At 69.8% G+C, this 15,241-nt stretch carries 16 protein-coding genes; 6 read left to right on the top strand and 10 right to left on the bottom strand.

Features of this window, described 5'->3' with window-relative positions:
* Positions 1–2 precede the first annotated feature (2 nt).
* Entirely contained in the window at positions 3–488 is a 486-nt protein-coding gene (locus tag ACPYOG_RS09815; RefSeq protein ID WP_481294044.1) for a QcrA and Rieske domain-containing protein, read from the bottom strand.
* A 124-nt stretch (positions 489–612) separates the two neighbouring features.
* Here ACPYOG_RS09815 and ACPYOG_RS09810 point away from each other — a divergent pair, with 124 nt between their 5' ends.
* Positions 613–1,125, top strand: coding sequence for a sigma-70 family RNA polymerase sigma factor (locus tag ACPYOG_RS09810; RefSeq protein WP_090040076.1), 513 nt, complete (start codon positions 613–615; stop codon positions 1,123–1,125).
* Positions 1,122–1,832 carry a zf-HC2 domain-containing protein gene (locus tag ACPYOG_RS09805; protein ID WP_481294043.1) on the top strand — a complete coding sequence of 237 codons (711 nt, stop codon included), beginning with the start codon at positions 1,122–1,124 and terminating at the stop codon, positions 1,830–1,832. Before ACPYOG_RS09810 ends, ACPYOG_RS09805 begins: the two co-directional genes overlap by 4 nt.
* Before the next feature lie 14 nt (positions 1,833–1,846).
* On the opposite strand, the gene ACPYOG_RS09800 is transcribed toward ACPYOG_RS09805, so the two are convergent.
* Entirely contained in the window at positions 1,847–2,722 is an 876-nt protein-coding gene (locus ACPYOG_RS09800) for an acyl-CoA thioesterase (protein ID WP_481294042.1), read from the bottom strand.
* Between the two features lie 42 nt (positions 2,723–2,764).
* On the opposite strand from ACPYOG_RS09800, the gene ACPYOG_RS09795 reads away from it, so the two are divergent.
* Entirely contained in the window at positions 2,765–3,454 is a 690-nt protein-coding gene (locus ACPYOG_RS09795) for a DUF8185 domain-containing protein (RefSeq protein WP_481294041.1), read from the top strand.
* A 93-nt stretch (positions 3,455–3,547) separates the two neighbouring features.
* Here the strand turns inward: ACPYOG_RS09795 and ACPYOG_RS09790 are convergent, their stop codons facing one another.
* From ACPYOG_RS09790 to pepN, 8 genes are all read right to left on the bottom strand, one after another.
* Positions 3,548–5,218 (bottom strand): FAD-binding dehydrogenase, encoded by a 1,671-nt coding sequence (locus tag ACPYOG_RS09790; RefSeq protein ID WP_481294040.1) that lies wholly within the window; start codon positions 5,216–5,218, stop codon positions 3,548–3,550.
* Positions 5,219–5,253: 35 nt separating this feature from the next.
* Complete coding sequence (locus tag ACPYOG_RS09785; protein WP_481294039.1) at positions 5,254–5,652, bottom strand: globin; 399 nt, start codon at positions 5,650–5,652, stop codon at positions 5,254–5,256.
* Positions 5,649–6,689 carry a mechanosensitive ion channel family protein gene (locus tag ACPYOG_RS09780; protein ID WP_481294038.1) on the bottom strand — a complete coding sequence of 347 codons (1,041 nt, stop codon included), beginning with the start codon at positions 6,687–6,689 and terminating at the stop codon, positions 5,649–5,651. Before ACPYOG_RS09780 ends, ACPYOG_RS09785 begins: the two co-directional genes overlap by 4 nt.
* Positions 6,690–6,732: 43 nt before the next feature.
* Entirely contained in the window at positions 6,733–7,341 is a 609-nt protein-coding gene (locus tag ACPYOG_RS09775) for a response regulator (protein WP_481294058.1), read from the bottom strand.
* Between the two features lie 59 nt (positions 7,342–7,400).
* The gene (locus ACPYOG_RS09770; RefSeq protein ID WP_481294037.1) at positions 7,401–8,816 is read right to left on the bottom strand and encodes a sensor histidine kinase; all 1,416 of its coding nucleotides are present in this window, start codon (positions 8,814–8,816) and stop codon (positions 7,401–7,403) included.
* 7 nt (positions 8,817–8,823) lie between these two features.
* Positions 8,824–9,690: an ABC transporter permease subunit gene (locus ACPYOG_RS09765; protein WP_481294036.1), complete on the bottom strand. Its 867-nt coding sequence runs from the start codon at positions 9,688–9,690 to the stop codon at positions 8,824–8,826.
* A complete protein-coding gene (locus ACPYOG_RS09760) occupies positions 9,687–10,598 on the bottom strand; it encodes an ATP-binding cassette domain-containing protein (RefSeq protein ID WP_481294035.1) in 912 nt (303 codons plus the stop codon). The genes ACPYOG_RS09765 and ACPYOG_RS09760 overlap by 4 nt, the downstream gene beginning before the upstream one ends.
* A 149-nt stretch (positions 10,599–10,747) precedes the next feature.
* Positions 10,748–13,321: an aminopeptidase N gene (gene pepN, locus ACPYOG_RS09755; protein WP_481294034.1), complete on the bottom strand. Its 2,574-nt coding sequence runs from the start codon at positions 13,319–13,321 to the stop codon at positions 10,748–10,750.
* 114 nt (positions 13,322–13,435) lie between these two features.
* Between pepN and ACPYOG_RS09750 the strand changes: the two genes are divergently transcribed.
* The 3 genes from ACPYOG_RS09750 to ACPYOG_RS09740 all read left to right on the top strand — a co-directional run.
* Positions 13,436–13,924: a ribose-5-phosphate isomerase gene (locus ACPYOG_RS09750; RefSeq protein WP_090040050.1), complete on the top strand. Its 489-nt coding sequence runs from the start codon at positions 13,436–13,438 to the stop codon at positions 13,922–13,924.
* Entirely contained in the window at positions 13,924–14,931 is a 1,008-nt protein-coding gene (locus ACPYOG_RS09745) for an Fpg/Nei family DNA glycosylase (RefSeq protein ID WP_481294033.1), read from the top strand. The genes ACPYOG_RS09750 and ACPYOG_RS09745 overlap by 1 nt, the downstream gene beginning before the upstream one ends.
* Before the next feature lie 8 nt (positions 14,932–14,939).
* On the top strand, positions 14,940–15,241 hold a 302-nt coding region (locus ACPYOG_RS09740), incomplete at its 3' end, for an FMN-binding negative transcriptional regulator (protein ID WP_481294032.1).

Genomic DNA, 15,241 nt, shown 5'->3' with positions numbered 1-15,241 from the left:
CCCTAGGCGCTGACGGTGACGGAGTCGCCTGAGACCTGGGTCTTCAACTTGGGCAGCGGGTCGCGTGCGGGGCCGCCCAGGACGTCACCGGTCGTCGCGTCGAACCGCGAGCCGTGACACGGGCAGTCGAACTCCTTGCCCTGCGGCGCGACCGTGCATCCCTGGTGGGTGCAGACGGCGCTGAACGCCACCACCTTGCCGGCGGCCGGCCGCGAGACCACGATCGGCTTGCCCGCGAGCGTCGCCGAAACGGCGCCGCCCACCGGGATGGACGCCAGCGACACCTGAGCAGTCCCGCTTCCACCGGACGAACCACCAGACCCGCCCGACCCGGAGCCGCCGGAGCCCGATCCGCCGGCCCCGGATCCACCCGCACCGCCGGAGTCCGCGGCGCCCCCGGGCGTGCACGCTGCCAGGAGCACGGCTCCGGCGGACGCTCCGCCGATCGAGACGAGGGTGCGGCGGGTCAGCGGTGCGTGGTCGTTCATACTGGAATTCCTCCCGGTCGGCGGATGCATCTTCTACGGTATTCACGAGACCATCCGGTGATCGGTTCAAGCGTGGCGTGTGAACCTTTCCGCCCGCTGCATCGTGTGAAGAGTGGAGGTGAACATGCCGGAGGAGGACGCCCGCCTGCTGCGCGAGCTGCACGACCAGCACGCGCAGGCCATTTGGCGGTACGTCGTGCACCTCACCGGCGACCGGGCGATGGCCGACGACATCGTGCAGGAGACGCTGCTGCGTGCGTGGCGCAAGCCTGCCGTCCTGGATCAGTCGCAGCAGTCCGCTCGCACCTGGCTGTTCACGGTCGCCCGCAACCTCGTCATCGACGGCCGGCGGAGCGCCCAGTACCGGCACGAGTTCGGCACCGACATGGTGCCCGAGCGTCCGGCGCCCGACAGCGAGGCGGACGCCGTCCTCGATACCTGGCTCGTCTCCGACGCCCTGGCCGAACTGTCCGTCGAGCACCGGTCGGTCATCGTGCACGCCTACTACGGCGGGCGCTCCGTGGCGGAGATCGCCCGTGAGCTCGACATCCCGGAGGGAACCGTGAAGTCCCGCCTGCATTACGGCCTGCGCGCCCTGCGGCTCGCACTCCAGGAGAGGGGTGTGACAGAACGATGACCACCCATGACGAGTTCGCCACCTGGGATGCCGCCTACGTGCTGGGCGCTCTGTCGCCGACCGAGCGCCGCGAGTTCGAGGCGCACCTGCGCGAGTGCGAGCGGTGTGCTGACGCCGTGGGCGAGCTGGCCGGGATGCCGGGCATCCTGAGCCGGGTGCCGCGCGAGCAGGCGTTCGCGCTGCTCGACGAGGACGTCGCGACCGCCGACCGCGGAGAGGCACCGGGACCCTCAGCCGACATGCTGCCGTCACTCCTGCACCGCGTGCGCCGGCGGAGGGTGCGCGCCCGCTGGCTCGTGGCCGGTCTTTCGGCGGTGACCACGGCGATCCTCATCGGGATCGGCGCTTTCGTCCTTCCGTCCGTTCTCGCCCCGGCTCCCGCACCCGTCGCTGCCGTGGTGATGCATCAGGTCGAGCCGAGCCCGCTCAGCGCCGACCTGCGACTCACCTCCGAGCCCTGGGGCACCCGCGTCGAGTCGCGCTGCAGCTATGCCCGCATCGGCGGGGACAGCGGCCACGCCTGGGCGTACGCGATGGTGGTCACGGACCGTTCCGGCCACGAGCACCAGGTCTCCACGTGGACAGCGGACGAGGGCACCACGGCGACTCCGGTCGCGACGATCAGCCTGCCGCTGAAGGACATCGCCGCTGTCGATATCCGCTCGGCCGACAACGGGACGGTCCTGCTGCGCAGCACCTTCGGCTGACGACGAACGCCTGCCTAGTCCTCCGGGTGCGGCAGCCGGATGGTCGCCTCTTGCGCGACGCTCGCCACCAGCCGGCCCTCCCGCGTGAAGATGCGCCCCTGGGAGAGCCCCCGTCCGCCGCTCGCGGTCGGCGACTCCTGCACGTAGAGCAGCCACTCGTCCACGCGCGCCGGCCGGTGCCACCACATGGCGTGGTCGAGGCTCGCCGCCTTGAGCCCGGGAGTCGCCCACGCGATCCCGTGCCGGCGCATGACCGATTCCATGATCGTGTAGTCGCTGGCGTAGGCCAGCGCCGCGCGGTGGAGGCCCGGGTCGTCGGGCATGTCGCCGAGGGTCCGGAACCACACCGCCTGGTGCGCCACCCGATCCCCTTCGACGGAGAGGTAGATGGGGGAGGAGACGTGCCGCATGTCGAATGGCCGCTGGCTGGCCCAATACTGCGCGACCGGATGCTGCACATCCTCCAGCGTCGACGCGGTGGAGGGCAGGGTCTCCGGCTCCGGCAGGCCGTCCGGCATCGCCTCCTGGTGCTCCAGCCCCTCGTCCTCGGTCTGGAACGAAGCGATCATCGACAGGATCGGCAGCCCGTTCTGATACGCCTGCGTGCGCCGTGTCGAGAACGAACGGCCGTCGTGGATGCGGTCCACCGAGAACGTGATCGGGAAGTTCACATCGCCAGGCCGCAGGAAGTAGCCGTGCATCGAGTGGATGCTGCGCTCCGCATCCACGGTGCGCGTCGCGGCCATGATCGACTGCGCCAGCACCTGTCCGCCGAACACGCGGCCCAGCGGCATCCACTGCGACGGGCCGGTGAAGATGTCCTCGCTGGTGCGTGCCCCGGTGTCGGTGAGATCGAGCGCGGTCAGAAGAGAAGCCAGGGGCTCGGTCACAGTGCCTCCAAGTCGGTGGTGTGTTGGTAGTTTAGACAGCAGATGAGCCAGTCGTTTTCCCTTATGGATGCCCTCGCCGTCGCCGATCTGCAGACGTATCTGTCGAGGGCGGCCCGTGTCGAGGAAGGTTCCGTGCGCCTGATCGCCGGATCGGGGGTCCTCGCCGTCTACACGGCGATCCTGTATCCCCGCGGTCTGATGGACGAGACGCCCACCGTGCTGGGCCTGCGCACCTTCGCAGTCGACAGTGAGCCGGAGTTCGACGCGGTCGTGCCCATCCGCTCGCTGCTCGACCGGGTGGCGCGCGTGCGCGAGGGGGCCGAGGCCGCAGAGCTGCCCGATGACGTCCCGCGTGAGATCCGTCTCCCGCTCGAGGTCTCGACGGTCACCTGGGCTGGAATCTCCCCGCCGCGGGGCGGCTGGCGCAAGGTCGGCGAGGCGCCCTCCGCGCTGCTCCAGCAGACCGCCCAGGCCGGCGTGGCCGAGGTGGCTGCCGCGATTCCCTCCGGAACAGGGGAGCAGCTGGTCCAGCGCGTGCGCGCTGAAGTCTGGGGCCGCCCCATCGAGGGACTCGAGTACGTGCCGTGGGGCGCCAGCTTCGCCGCCGACAGTCTCGGCTTCCTCGGCGACGACGACACCGTCACCATCCACGAGACCGGCCCCTGGACCCGCCTCACCACCCGCCGGGGCCACACCCTCGTCCGCCGCCAGGCCTGGACCCTCCGCCGCTGACCCCTGCCCCCACTGTCGAGTACGCAAAGACTGCACGCGACACGCCGGTGGGGCGTGCAGTCTTTGCGGACTCGACGGTGGGGCGGGAGCGAGTCAGGCGCGGGCGGCGGCGCGGCCGGCCTGGCGCCCGGAGAAGAGGCAGCCGCCGAGGAAGGTGCCCTCGAGGGCACGGTAGCCGTGCATCCCGCCGCCGCCGAAACCGGCCGCCTCGCCCACGGCGAAGAGACCCGGAATGACGGATCCGTCGGCGTCGAGCGCTCGCCCCTCCAGGTCGGTCTCGATCCCGCCGAGGCTCTTCCGGGTCAGGATGTGCAGCTTGACCGCGATCAGGGGACCTGCCGCCGGGTCGAGCAGCTTGTGGGGCGAGGCCACCCGGATCAAACGGTCGCCACGGTACTTCCGCGCTGACCGGATCGCCGCCAGCTGCAGGTCCTTCCCGAAGTCGTTGTCCAGCTGCCCGTCCCGCTCGCGGATGTGGCGGGCGACGAGCCCGACGTCGAGCGGAACGTCGGCGATGCGCTGCATCCCGGTGAGCAGCTCGTCGAGCGTGTCCGCCACGACGAAATCCGCGCCCTTCTCCTTGAACGCCTCGACCGGCGCCGGCGCGCCTGGCGCGACACGTTTGGCGAGCAGACGCACATCCTTGCCGGTCAGATCGGGGTTCTGCTCGCTGCCGGACAGCGCGAACTCCTTCTCGATGATCTTCTGCGTCAGCACGAACCAGCTGTAGTCCGAGCCGGTCCGTCGCAGGTACTCCAGTGTCCCGAGCGTGTCGAAGCCTGGGAACAGTGGCGAGGGCAGCCGGTCGCCGCGCGCGTCCAGCCACAGCGAGGAGGGACCCGGGAGGATGCGGATGCCGTGCCGCTCCCAGACCGGGTTCCAGTTCTGGATGCCCTCGGTGTAGTGCCACATCCGGTCGCCGTTGATCAGGTGCGCGCCGGCCGTCTCCGCGATCCCGAGCATCCGCCCGTCCACATGAGCGGGGACTCCGGACAGCATCGAAGCGGGCGGCTCACCCAGCCGGCTCGGCCAGGCAGCGCGGACCAGGTCGTGGTTGCCGCCGATCCCTCCGGAGGCGACGATCACGACCGGCGCGCGGAGTTCGAAGTCCCCGACGACGTCGCGGTTGCTCGGCGCGCCGCGCTCCGCCGGGTCGGGAGCGAGCACGGCGCCGCGGACGCCCGTCACCCGTCCGCCCTCGACGATGAGCTCATCCACCCTGTGCCGGTTGCGGATCGCCGCGCGCCCGTTCAGAGCAGCCGAGTGGACCCGGCGAGCGAACGGTTCGACCACTCCGGGTCCGGTTCCCCACGTGATGTGGAACCGCGGGACGGAGTTGCCGTGTCCGCCCGCCATGCCGCTTCCCCGCTCCGCCCAGCCGACGACCGGGAAGAACCGGACGCCCTTCTCGTGCAGCCACGCGCGCTTCTCGCCGGCCGCGAACTGGAGGTACGCCTCCGCCCAGCGCCGTGGCCAGTGGTCCTCCGGGCGATCGAACGCCGCCGATCCGAACCAGTCGTCGTGGGCCAGCGCGAGGGAGTCATGGACGCCCATCCGACGCTGCTCCGGGGAGTCGATGAGGAACAGCCCGCCGAACGACCACCACGCCTGGCCGCCGAATGAGGCCGACGGCTCCTGCTCCACGATGAGGACGCGACGTCCCGCATCCAGAAGTTCGGACGCGGCGACGAGCCCGGAGAGGCCCGCCCCGACCACGATCGCGTCGGTCTCGCCGAGCTCGTCGGTGGCATCGGTCTCGGGCATCCGTGTCTCCTTCGGCAACGGGGCGGCAGGGAGGACTACTCCTCGAATGTGTTGACCATAGCGAACGCTGCTCGCTCCAGGTAACTCCAGAGCGTCTCCTCCTGCAGCGGCGGGAGGCCGAGCTCATCCACAGCGGTGCGCATGTGGGCCAGCCAGCGGTCGCGCGCCTCCGGGTTGACCCGGAACGGGTTGTGGCGCATCCGCAGTCGCGGGTGGCCGCGCTGCTCGCTGTAGGTGCCGGGGCCGCCCCAGTACTGCTCCAGGAACAGGGTGAGCCGCTCCTTCGCCGGACCCAGATCCTCCTCCGGGTACATCGGGCGGAGCACCGGGTCGTCGGCGACGCCGCGGTAGAAGGTGTCGACGAGGCGGACGAACGTGGGGTGGCCTCCGACCAGGTCGTAGAAGGCAGGCTGCGGGCCGATCGGGATGGTCATCCGGTGGTCCCTTCCGGGTTGCGCTTGGCTGCCGCTCGGGCCTTTCGCCCGGTGAGCGGCGGCTCGGGGGTGACGGTGGGATTCGGACGGGTCCGCGGTGGCTTCGCCCCCATGACGCTCGCGGCACTGTCGAAGCCGGTGAGGACGACGGCCGAGAGCGAAGGCAGCTTCACATCCAGCTCGTCCAGGGCCTGCTTGAGCCGCATGCGGAGCTCGCGGGAGACGTCGTCCCTCGCTGTCGTGCGTGTCTTCAGCACGATGCGGATGACCAAGGCGTCCGCCGAGATCGACTCGAGACCCCACAGCTCCGGCCTCTCGAGGATCCGCGAGCGCCACTTCGTGCTGGTCGCCAGCGCGTTCGCCGCCTCCAGCATCTTCGCCTGGACCGCCTCGATGTCGACGTCGTAGGGAACCGCCAGGTCGATGATGACGCGCGCCCAGCCCTGCGACATGTTGCCGACGCGGACGATTTCGCCGTTGCGGACGAACCACAGCGTCCCGTTCACGTCGCGCACCTGGGTGATGCGGATGCCGACCGCCTCCACGACGCCGGTGGCTGTGCCGAGGTCCACGATGTCGCCGACGCCCAGCTGGTCCTCCATCACCATGAAGAGGCCGTTCAGCACGTCCTTGACGATGTTCTGGGCTCCGAATCCGAGGCCGGCGCCGAGCGCGGCGGTCAGCAGGGCGAAGGAGCCGAGCACATTCGACGCGAAAATGTTGAGGATGAGGATCAGAGCGATGATCCCGATCGTCACGTTGACGATGTTCGAGAGCACGGAGCCGAGCGTGCGGGTGCGCTGAACGACGCGCACCGCGGCCAGCGGCGAGGCCATCAGCGCCTGCGTGTCGCTGACGTTCTGGCCCTTCTTCACTCCGCTCACGATGCGCGCGACCACATGCCGGATGACCACTCGCAGGATCCAGCTCAGCAAGAACGCGCCGCCGATGATGCACACCGCGGAGACGATGTTCCAGCCGGCCGCTACCGCCCACGCACCGACGTCTGCCCAGAAGCTCAGTTTCAGGATGCCCATACCGCACCGAGCCTAGCGAGGTGCGGCTTGATGGTGGCTGAACTCAGCGCTCGAGCAGACCGTGTTCGTAGGCGAAGATGACGGCGTGGACGCGGTCGCGGAGGTGGAGTTTCGCGAGCACGCGACCGACATGGGTCTTCACGGTGGACTCCGTCAGGTAGAACCGGGCGCCGATCTCGCCGTTGCTCAAGCCCTCGCCCATGGCGACGAGGATCTCGCGCTCGCGCGGGGTCAATGCCGCGGCAGGGTCGCTCCCCGACACCGTGCCGGGGCCACCGGTCGGCAATCGGTCGGCGAAGAGCTCCAGCATCGCCCGGGTGACGCGTCCGGAGACCGCCGCGTCGCCGGCGGCCACCGCGCGGACAGCGGCGGTCAGCTCCTCCGGCCGTGCGTCCTTGAGCAGGAAACCGCTGGCTCCCGCGCGCAGCCCGCCGAAGGCGTACTCGTCGAGGTCGAACGTGGTGAGGATGATGATGCGCGCTGCCGGGTTCGCGTCCACGATGCGCCGGGTCGCCTCGATGCCGTCGAGCGCGGGCATCCGAACATCCATGAGCACCACGTCCGGCCGCAGTTCGTTTGCGAGACCCACCGCCTGCGCGCCGTCGGCTGCCTCGCCGACGACCGTGAGGTCCTGCTCCGCTTCGAGCACCATGCGGAATCCCAGGCGAACGAGCTGCTGGTCGTCGACGAGGAGGATGCGGATGGGCTCGGTCACGGGGTCTCCTCGGGGGTGCGGGCAGGCTCGATGGCGGGGCCGGGCTCGGCGGCGGGGGCAGTGGATGCGCGTGCGGTGTCAGCGGTCGTTGCGGATGCGGACCCGCCCAGGGCAGACGGGCTGAGCCGCGCAGCATCCTGGATCGCGTTGAACGCCGCGCGCACGCGCCAGCCACCGCCGCGCCGCGGGCCGGCCTCGAGCGTGCCGCCGTACAGGCTGACCCGCTCGCGCAGCCCGATCAGCCCGCGTCCCGATCCCTGTCCCGCCGCGGGATGCAGTGCCGCGTCGTCGTCGACCGTCACGATCACGGTCTCGGGCCGGAAGACGATCACCACGCGCACTGCCGTGGCGGACGCCGCGTAGCGGAGGGCGTTGGTCAGTCCCTCCTGCACCACGCGGAAGACCGTCAACTGCTGACCGACGTCTTCCGGAGGGCTCCCCGACACCGTGATGCGCACCGGCAGACCGGCGGCGCGGAAGGTCGCGACGAGGTCGCCCAGGTCGCCGACACCCGGCTGGGGTTCGCGCGATGCCGCGTCCGTGTCGCCGTCCCGCAGCACGCCCAGCAGCCGGCGCATGTCCGCGAGGGCGCCGCGCCCGGTCTCGGCCACCAGTCGCATCGTCTCGGCCGGCCGCGCACCCGGCTCGGGCCGCCCTGGTCCAGAAGCCACCGCCGCGCCTGCCTCGGCCACCCGTGCGGACCCGTCCGCGAGCGTGATCATCACGGTGAGGCTGTGCGACACGATGTCGTGCATCTCGCGGGCGATCCGGCTGCGTTCGGCCGCGGCGGCGATCTCCGCCTGCTGGTCCCGCTCCCGGGCGAGCTGGCGCGCCCGGTCGATCAGCGCGTCGAGGTATCGCCTCCGATTGCCGACGTTGCTGCCGATCAGCACGGCCACGACCGAGAAGGACAGGACGAGGATTCCGGATGGGACGGCCGCCGTCTGCAACGGCGTGAACACCTTCGCCTCCGCCAGGAGCGCCTCCGCCGCCACGCCCATGATGGTCACGGCCGAGGTGATGCCGAACGACACCCAGGCCGACCGGATGGAGCGGTACACCGCCAGCGCATAGAGCGCCAGCAGGGTGGGCACCACATCCATGTCGCGTCCGAGGAAGACGCTCGCGCCGAGCAGGGCTGTCGCGATCGCGAAAACAACCGCAGGCCGGTGCCGCCGGGCGACGAGCGCCAGGCCCGCGATGCCGGACAACACCAGGTGGACGATCTCCTGCACACTCGGGTGGAGAACCGAGACGACGATCCCGCCGATCATCGCCGGTACCAGGTACGCACCGGCGACGATCAGGTCGAGGGTGAGCGGATGCGCCGCCAGGAAGCGGCGGATCACCCCGGGCGGTCTCGGAAGTTCGAGACCGCGGGGGTTCTCCGTCGTCGTCGCGTCCAGGCTCACGCGCGGATCAGGTGTCCCTGTTCTGGAGGAGGATCGCACCGGCCACGAACGACACCACAGCCCAGACGAGGACGGTGACGATGTTCGCCCACACCTCGAGGCCGCCGTTCGCGAGGCCCGCCATCCCGCCGCCGGCGTTGCTGAGGAGGTACCGCCCGGCGTCGGCGACCCACTGCGTGTTGGTCAGGCTGGAGACCAGTCCCGCGATGATGGGAAGCACAAGCAGGACGCCGAGCGCCCCGGCGATCCCGCCGGCCGTCGACTTCAGGATCGCGCCGACGCCGAGCGCGAAGACGGCCACCAGCCCGAGGTAGGTGGCGGCGCCGACGATCGCCCAGAGGGTGTCCCAGCTGAACAGGTCGCCGGTGTAGCCCTTGGAGGTGAGGATCGGCACCACGACCGCCCAGGATGCGGCGGAGCTGATGAGCCCGACGACGAACGCGACGACGAAGAGCACGAGTGTCTTCGCGGCGAACAGGGGGAACCGGCGCGGCACCGCCGCGAAGGAGGAGCGGATCATCCCGGTGGAGAACTCCCCGGTCATGACGAGCGCGCCGAGCACCGCGATGACGAGCGATGCGAACGTGAGGCCCGCGGTCGCTGCGGTCGTCGCGAAATGGGCTGCCGCTGCCAGGGCGCGCGCGCTGTCCGGCCCCTGGGCACGTTTGAGAAGGTCGTCGTGGCTCGGGATGACGGCGGCGACGAGCAGGCCGATGCCCACGACGAGGACGACGGCGCTGACCAGGGTCCACAAGGTCGAGCGGAGCGTGCGCAGCTTGATCCATTCCGAGCGGACGACGCGCGGGAACGTGAGCCGTGTGTTCGCCGAGTGCGAGTGCGTGGCGGCAGGCGGGGTGGATGTGGCGGTGCTCATCGGCTGATCTCCGTGCGGTATTCGACGTCGTCCTGGGTGAGCTCGAGGTAGGCCTCTTCGAGAGATGCGCTGAGCGGGGTCAGCTCGTGCAGCACGATCCCCTCACGCGCCGCGGTCTCGCCGATCTGCGCGGCGGTGAGGCCGGTGATCTCGAGGAGCTGCGCCTCGAGACCGGTCACGGCGACGTCCGGGCTGGACACCGCCCGCGCCAGCTCCTCCGCCTGCGGGGTGCGCACGCGCACGGCCTGGCGGGCGGCGCCGGCGAGGATGGTCTCGACGGGGGCGTCCGCGAGCACGCGACCGCGGCCGAGGACGACGATGTGGTCGGCAGTCTGCGCCATCTCGCTCATCAGGTGCGACGAGAGGAAGACCGTACGGCCCTGTCCGGCGAGGTGCCGTGCGAACTGGCGGACCCAGAGCACGCCCTCGGGGTCGAGGCCGTTGACCGGCTCGTCGAGGATGAGCGTCGCCGGGTCGCCCAGCATGGCCGCCGCGATTCCGAGGCGCTGGCCCATCCCGAGGGAGTAGCTGCCGACGCGCTTCCCGGCCACCGAGTCGAGGCCCGTCATGCCGATGACCTCGTGCACCCGGCGCTTCGGGATGCCGTGGGTGGCGGCCATGGCCAACAGGTGCGAGTAGGCGGTCCGGCCGGTGTGGACGGCCTTCGCCTCGAGCAGAGCGCCCACCTCGGTGAGGGGGGAGCGGAATTCGGCGTAGTGCTTGCCGTTGATGAGCGCGGTCCCGCGGGTCGGGCGATCGAGTCCCATGATCACGCGCATGGTCGTGGACTTCCCGGCGCCGTTCGGACCGAGGAAGCCGGTGACCTTGCCAGGCTGGATGGTGACGGAGATGTCGTCGACGGCGGTCTTCGAGCCGAAGCGCTTGGTGAGGTGATCGAGTTGGATCATGGTTCCGAGACTAGGGCCCGCAGACCCCGGGCGACATCGTCCCGCAGTACGACGGACCGCATCCCCGGACGTCGCCGGCTGGTGCCGGGTCTCCCGTCCGGGAATGCGGTCGGTTTCAGGCCAAGACGACCCTTCGTCAGGAGGCCGCGCTACTGGACGCCGACCAGCTGCGCGTCCCGCTGCTGCGCGGCGAGCGCCCGCTCCACGCCGGCGAGGTTCTCGACCACCATGCGACGCAGGGCGGCCGGCTCCGGGTTGGCATCGAGCCAGGCGCGCGTGGCGTCCCGCAGCTCATCGTTCGCGAGCGGCGCCGGGTACATGCCTCCGACGAGATACTCCGCGATCTTGTAGCTGCGGGAGGCCCAGACATCCTGCAGAGTCGTGAAGTACGGCTCGATGAAGGCCGCGAGCACGTTCTTGTCCTTCGCGCGCTGGAACCCGATGCCGGTGTAGCGGACGATCGTGTTCGGCAGGCTGTCCGAACCGAACACCGAGTCCCACGCCGCCTGCTTGCCCTCGAGCGTCGGGATGCTCGCCCGCGCTTGAGCCGCGAACTGGCCGCCGTTCGCGGTGTTGTCCGCCTCCAGGGCCGCGTCGATCTCGGCGGTGCCGGCGGCGCCACCCGCGACGAGCGCGATGAGCAGCTCCCACGAGAGGTCCGTATCGATGGTCAGCCCGTCGAGGGTGATCGAGCCGTCACGCAGCGCGGTGATCGTCGCGAGCTGCTCGTCGGTGGAGGCGAGAGCGGCGAAGAACTTCACGAACTGGAACTGCGCATCGCTGCCCGCCTCGGCGGCGCGGGCCAGCTCCCAGAGCGCGTCGGCCGCATCCTGAGCCGTCTCGGTCTGCCGCTCCGGCGCCACATACGTGGTCGCCGCGAGGACGAGCTGGTTCAGCGTGGTGCGGATGGTCGTCGACTCGGTCTCGGAGGCGATGTTGCCGAGGACCAGGCGGACGTAGTCGCTCGCGCTCGTCTCCGCGTCGCGGGTCGCATCCCAGGCCGCACCCCACACCAGGGAGCGGGCGAGCGGGCTCTCGATGTCGGACAGGTGCTCGATCGCCACCGTCAGCGAGGCCTCGTCGAGACGGATCTTCGCGTAGGCGAGGTCGTCGTCGTTGATGAGCACGAGGTCCGGACGGCGTGTGCCCGCAAGGCCCGGGACCTCGGTGCGCTTGCCGTCCACATCCAGTTCCAGGCGCTCGTCGCGGACGAGGCTCTGCTTACCGTCGTCGTCCGTCGTCAGGTTGTAGAGGCCGATCGCGAGCCGGTGCGGGCGGATCGTCGGATAGTCGGCCGGGGCAGACTGCAGCACCGCGAAGGAGGTGATGACGCCATCCGCATCCACCTCAATCTCCGGACGCAGCGTGTTGACGCCGGCGGTCTCCAGCCACTTCGTCGACCAGTCGCTCAGGTCGCGGCTGCTGGTCGCCTCGAGTTCGACCAGGAGGTCCGTGAGCTCGGTGTTGCCGTGCGCGTGCTTCTTGAAGTACTGCGCGACTCCGGCGAGGAAGTCCTCCTGGCCGACCCAGGCGACGAGCTGCTTGAGCACCGAGGCGCCCTTGGCGTAGGTGATGCCGTCGAAGTTGACCTGCACGTCCTCCAGATCGTTGATCGTGGCGACGATGGGGTGCGTCGACGGCAGCTGGTCCTGCCGGTACGCCCAGCTCTTCTCCATGGCGGCGAACGTCGTCCACGCCTCGGTCCACTCGGTGGCCTCCGCGGTGGCGAGGGTCGAGGCGTACTCGGCGAACGACTCGTTCAGCCAGAGGTCGTTCCACCACTTCATGGTCACGAGGTCGCCGAACCACATGTGGGCCAGCTCGTGGAGGATGGTGACGACCCGGCGCTCCTTGATGGCGTCGGTCACCTTGGAGCGGAAGACGTAGGTCTCGGTGAAGGTCACGGCACCGGCGTTCTCCATCGCGCCCGCGTTGAACTCGGGAACGAAGAGCTGGTCGTACTTCTCGAAGGGGTACGGGTAGTCGAAGCGCTCCTCGTAGAAGGCGAATCCCTCGCGCGTCTTGTCGAAGATGTAGTCGGCGTCGAGGAACTCCGACAGGCTCTTCCGGGTGTAGACGCCGAGCGGGATGATGCGGCCGTCGCTGCTCGTCAGCTGGCTGTGGACCGACTGGTACGGACCCGCGATGAGGGCGGTGATGTACGAGGAGATGACGGGCGTCGGCGCGAACGACCAGACCTTCGTGCCATCGCCGGCGTCCTGCGGCGCGGGCGTGGGGGAGTTGCTCACGACCGCCCAGTGCGCGGGAGCGGTGACGGTGAAGGTGAACTCCGCCTTCAGATCCGGCTGCTCGAACACCGCGAACATCCGCCGGGAGTCCGGGACCTCGAACTGGCTGTAGAGGTACACCTCGCCGTCGACCGGGTCGACGAACCGGTGCAGGCCCTCGCCGGTGTTCGTGTAGATCGCGTCGGCGACGACCGTCAGCTCGTTCTCGTCCTTGAGGCCGTCGAGCTGGATGCGCACCCCGTCGCTCACGGCGGCCGGGTCGAGCTCCACACCGTTGAGGGTGACGGAGTGGACCGTCCGGGTGATCGCGTCGATGAAGGTCGACGCGCCCTCCGTGGCAGAGAACCGCACCGTGGTGGTGCTGCGGAAGGTCTCGGGCCCGGTCGTCAGGTCGAGGCTGACGTCGTAGCTCCGGGTGCGGACGAGCGACGCGCGCTCCTGTGCTTCGGTGCGTGTGAGGTTTTCTCCGGGCAACGCTTGCTCCTTGAGGGTGGGAAGGCTTCCGAGTGGATGGCGTGGATCGTGTCCACCCGATCCACCTTAGCCACCGGCGCCGACGCCGTCGGTGGCCATCTCTAGACTGTGGATATGCGCATCCACATCGCCACCGATCACGCCGGACTCGACTTCAGCACTTACCTGCAGGAGCATCTGACGGCGGCCGGCCACGAGGTGATCGACCACGGACCGGTCGAGTACGACCCGATCGACGACTACCCCTCCTTCTGCATCAATGCGGCAGCTGCCGTCGTCCGCGACCAGCAGGCGGGGGTGGAAGCCCTGGGCATCGTCTTCGGCGGCTCCGGAAACGGCGAGCAGATCGCGGCCAACAAGGTGCGCGGCGCCCGCGCCGCCCTCGTCTGGAGCGAGTCGACGGCGCTGCTCGCCCGCCAGCACAACGATGCGAACGTGATCGCGATCGGCGCCCGGCAGCACACGGTCGAAGAGGCGACGGGCTTCATCGACGCCTTCATCGCCGAGCCCTTCTCGTTCGAGGAGCGCCACGTCCGCCGCATCGCACAGCTCGCTGAGTACGAGGCCACCGGCGACATCGCGGGCAAGCACCTGGATCGCTGATGCCCGAGGGTCACTCCGTCCACCGCATCGCCAAGCAGTTCGCCGTCAACTTCGTCGGCCATCAGGTGTCGGTGTCGTCGCCGCAGGGCCGGTTCGCCGCTGGCGCCAACCGCATCGACGGGCACGTCATGACCGACGCGCGCGCGGTCGGCAAGCAGATGTTCCTGGAGTTCGACAACGGGCTCTGGCTGCGCGTCCACCTCGGGCTGTACGGGGCGTGGGATTTCGCGGGCGACATCAGCATCGATCCGACCATCGCCAGCGCGAACGGACGGATGGGGCAGACCAACCAGCGCGGCACCGACCTGGGCGGCACGACCACCCTCGAGGCGCCGATCCTCGACAGCGCGGGTGAGAACTCCCTCCACTCGATCGGGGCTCCGCGCCGGACCCGGCTCCGCATGGCCGAGTCCGAGAAGGTGGAGCCGGAGATCACGACCTTCCCGCCTGAGCCGATCGGGCAGGTGCGTGTCCGGCTGCTGACCGACACCGCCGTCGCCGACCTGCGCGGGCCGACCGCCTGCGAGGTGCTCGACCCGGCCGAAGTGGATGCGGTGATCGCCAAGCTGGGACCCGATCCCCAGGTCGACGACAGTCCGCAGGCCGAAGAGCGTTTCGTCTCGATCGTGCGACGCAAGCCGACCTCCATCGCTCTGCTGCTCATGGACCAGAGCGTGGTGAGCGGGATCGGCAACGTGTACCGTGCCGAACTCCTGTTCCGTGCCCGGCAGAACCCACACACCCCTGGTAAGAAGGTGCCGGAGGAAACGGTCCGTGCGCTCTGGCGCGACTGGGTGCACCTGCTGCGCATCGGCGTCCAGACCGGGCAGATGATGACGATGGACGACCTCGACGACGACTCCTACCGCCGCGCGATGGCCAGCCGCGACGACCGGCACTGGGTGTACAAGCGCGAGGGTCTGCCGTGCCGGGTGTGCGGCACGAACATCGTGATGGAGGAGCTGGGCGCGCGCAAGCTGTACTGGTGCCCGGTGGATCAGGCGTAGGAGAGACGATGAGACAGAACCCGAGCTTCGCGCTGGCCGATCCCGACGAGCTGAAACGCCTCGTCCGCGAGAATCCGTGGGCCACCTTCGTCAGCAGTACCGCGAACGGCCTGGTCGCCTCCCACTATCCCGTCATCCTCGACGAGACGCGGGAGGAGCTGGCACTGCTGAGCCACGTCGGCCGCCCGGATGAGCAACTGCACGAGCTGGGCGAGCACGAGTTGCTCGTCATCGTGCAGGGACCGCACGGCTACATCTCCTCGAGCTGGTACGACGACAACCCAGCGGTTCCGACGTGGAACTTCGTCAC

This window comes from Leifsonia sp. HAY1-4F (assembly GCF_056755275.1).
The sequence above is the reverse complement of the archived record's forward strand: the minus strand, read 5'-3'. Positions and strand labels throughout refer to the sequence as shown.

Bases quoted from the DNA above. Each gene is read 5' to 3' on its own strand.
- ACPYOG_RS09815 (WP_481294044.1), bottom strand. From the start codon at position 488: ATGAACGACCACGCACCGCTGACCCGCCGCACCCTCGTCTCGATCGGC.
- ACPYOG_RS09810 (WP_090040076.1), top strand. From the start codon at position 613: ATGCCGGAGGAGGACGCCCGCCTGCTGCGCGAGCTGCACGACCAGCAC.
- ACPYOG_RS09805 (WP_481294043.1), top strand. From the start codon at position 1,122: ATGACCACCCATGACGAGTTCGCCACCTGGGATGCCGCCTACGTGCTG.
- ACPYOG_RS09795 (WP_481294041.1), top strand. From the start codon at position 2,765: ATGAGCCAGTCGTTTTCCCTTATGGATGCCCTCGCCGTCGCCGATCTG.
- ACPYOG_RS09790 (WP_481294040.1), bottom strand. From the start codon at position 5,218: ATGCCCGAGACCGATGCCACCGACGAGCTCGGCGAGACCGACGCGATC.
- ACPYOG_RS09785 (WP_481294039.1), bottom strand. From the start codon at position 5,652: ATGACCATCCCGATCGGCCCGCAGCCTGCCTTCTACGACCTGGTCGGA.
- ACPYOG_RS09780 (WP_481294038.1), bottom strand. From the start codon at position 6,689: ATGGGCATCCTGAAACTGAGCTTCTGGGCAGACGTCGGTGCGTGGGCG.
- ACPYOG_RS09775 (WP_481294058.1), bottom strand. From the start codon at position 7,341: ATGGTGCTCGAAGCGGAGCAGGACCTCACGGTCGTCGGCGAGGCAGCC.
- ACPYOG_RS09765 (WP_481294036.1), bottom strand. From the start codon at position 9,690: ATGAGCACCGCCACATCCACCCCGCCTGCCGCCACGCACTCGCACTCG.
- ACPYOG_RS09760 (WP_481294035.1), bottom strand. From the start codon at position 10,598: ATGATCCAACTCGATCACCTCACCAAGCGCTTCGGCTCGAAGACCGCC.
- ACPYOG_RS09750 (WP_090040050.1), top strand. From the start codon at position 13,436: ATGCGCATCCACATCGCCACCGATCACGCCGGACTCGACTTCAGCACT.
- ACPYOG_RS09745 (WP_481294033.1), top strand. From the start codon at position 13,924: ATGCCCGAGGGTCACTCCGTCCACCGCATCGCCAAGCAGTTCGCCGTC.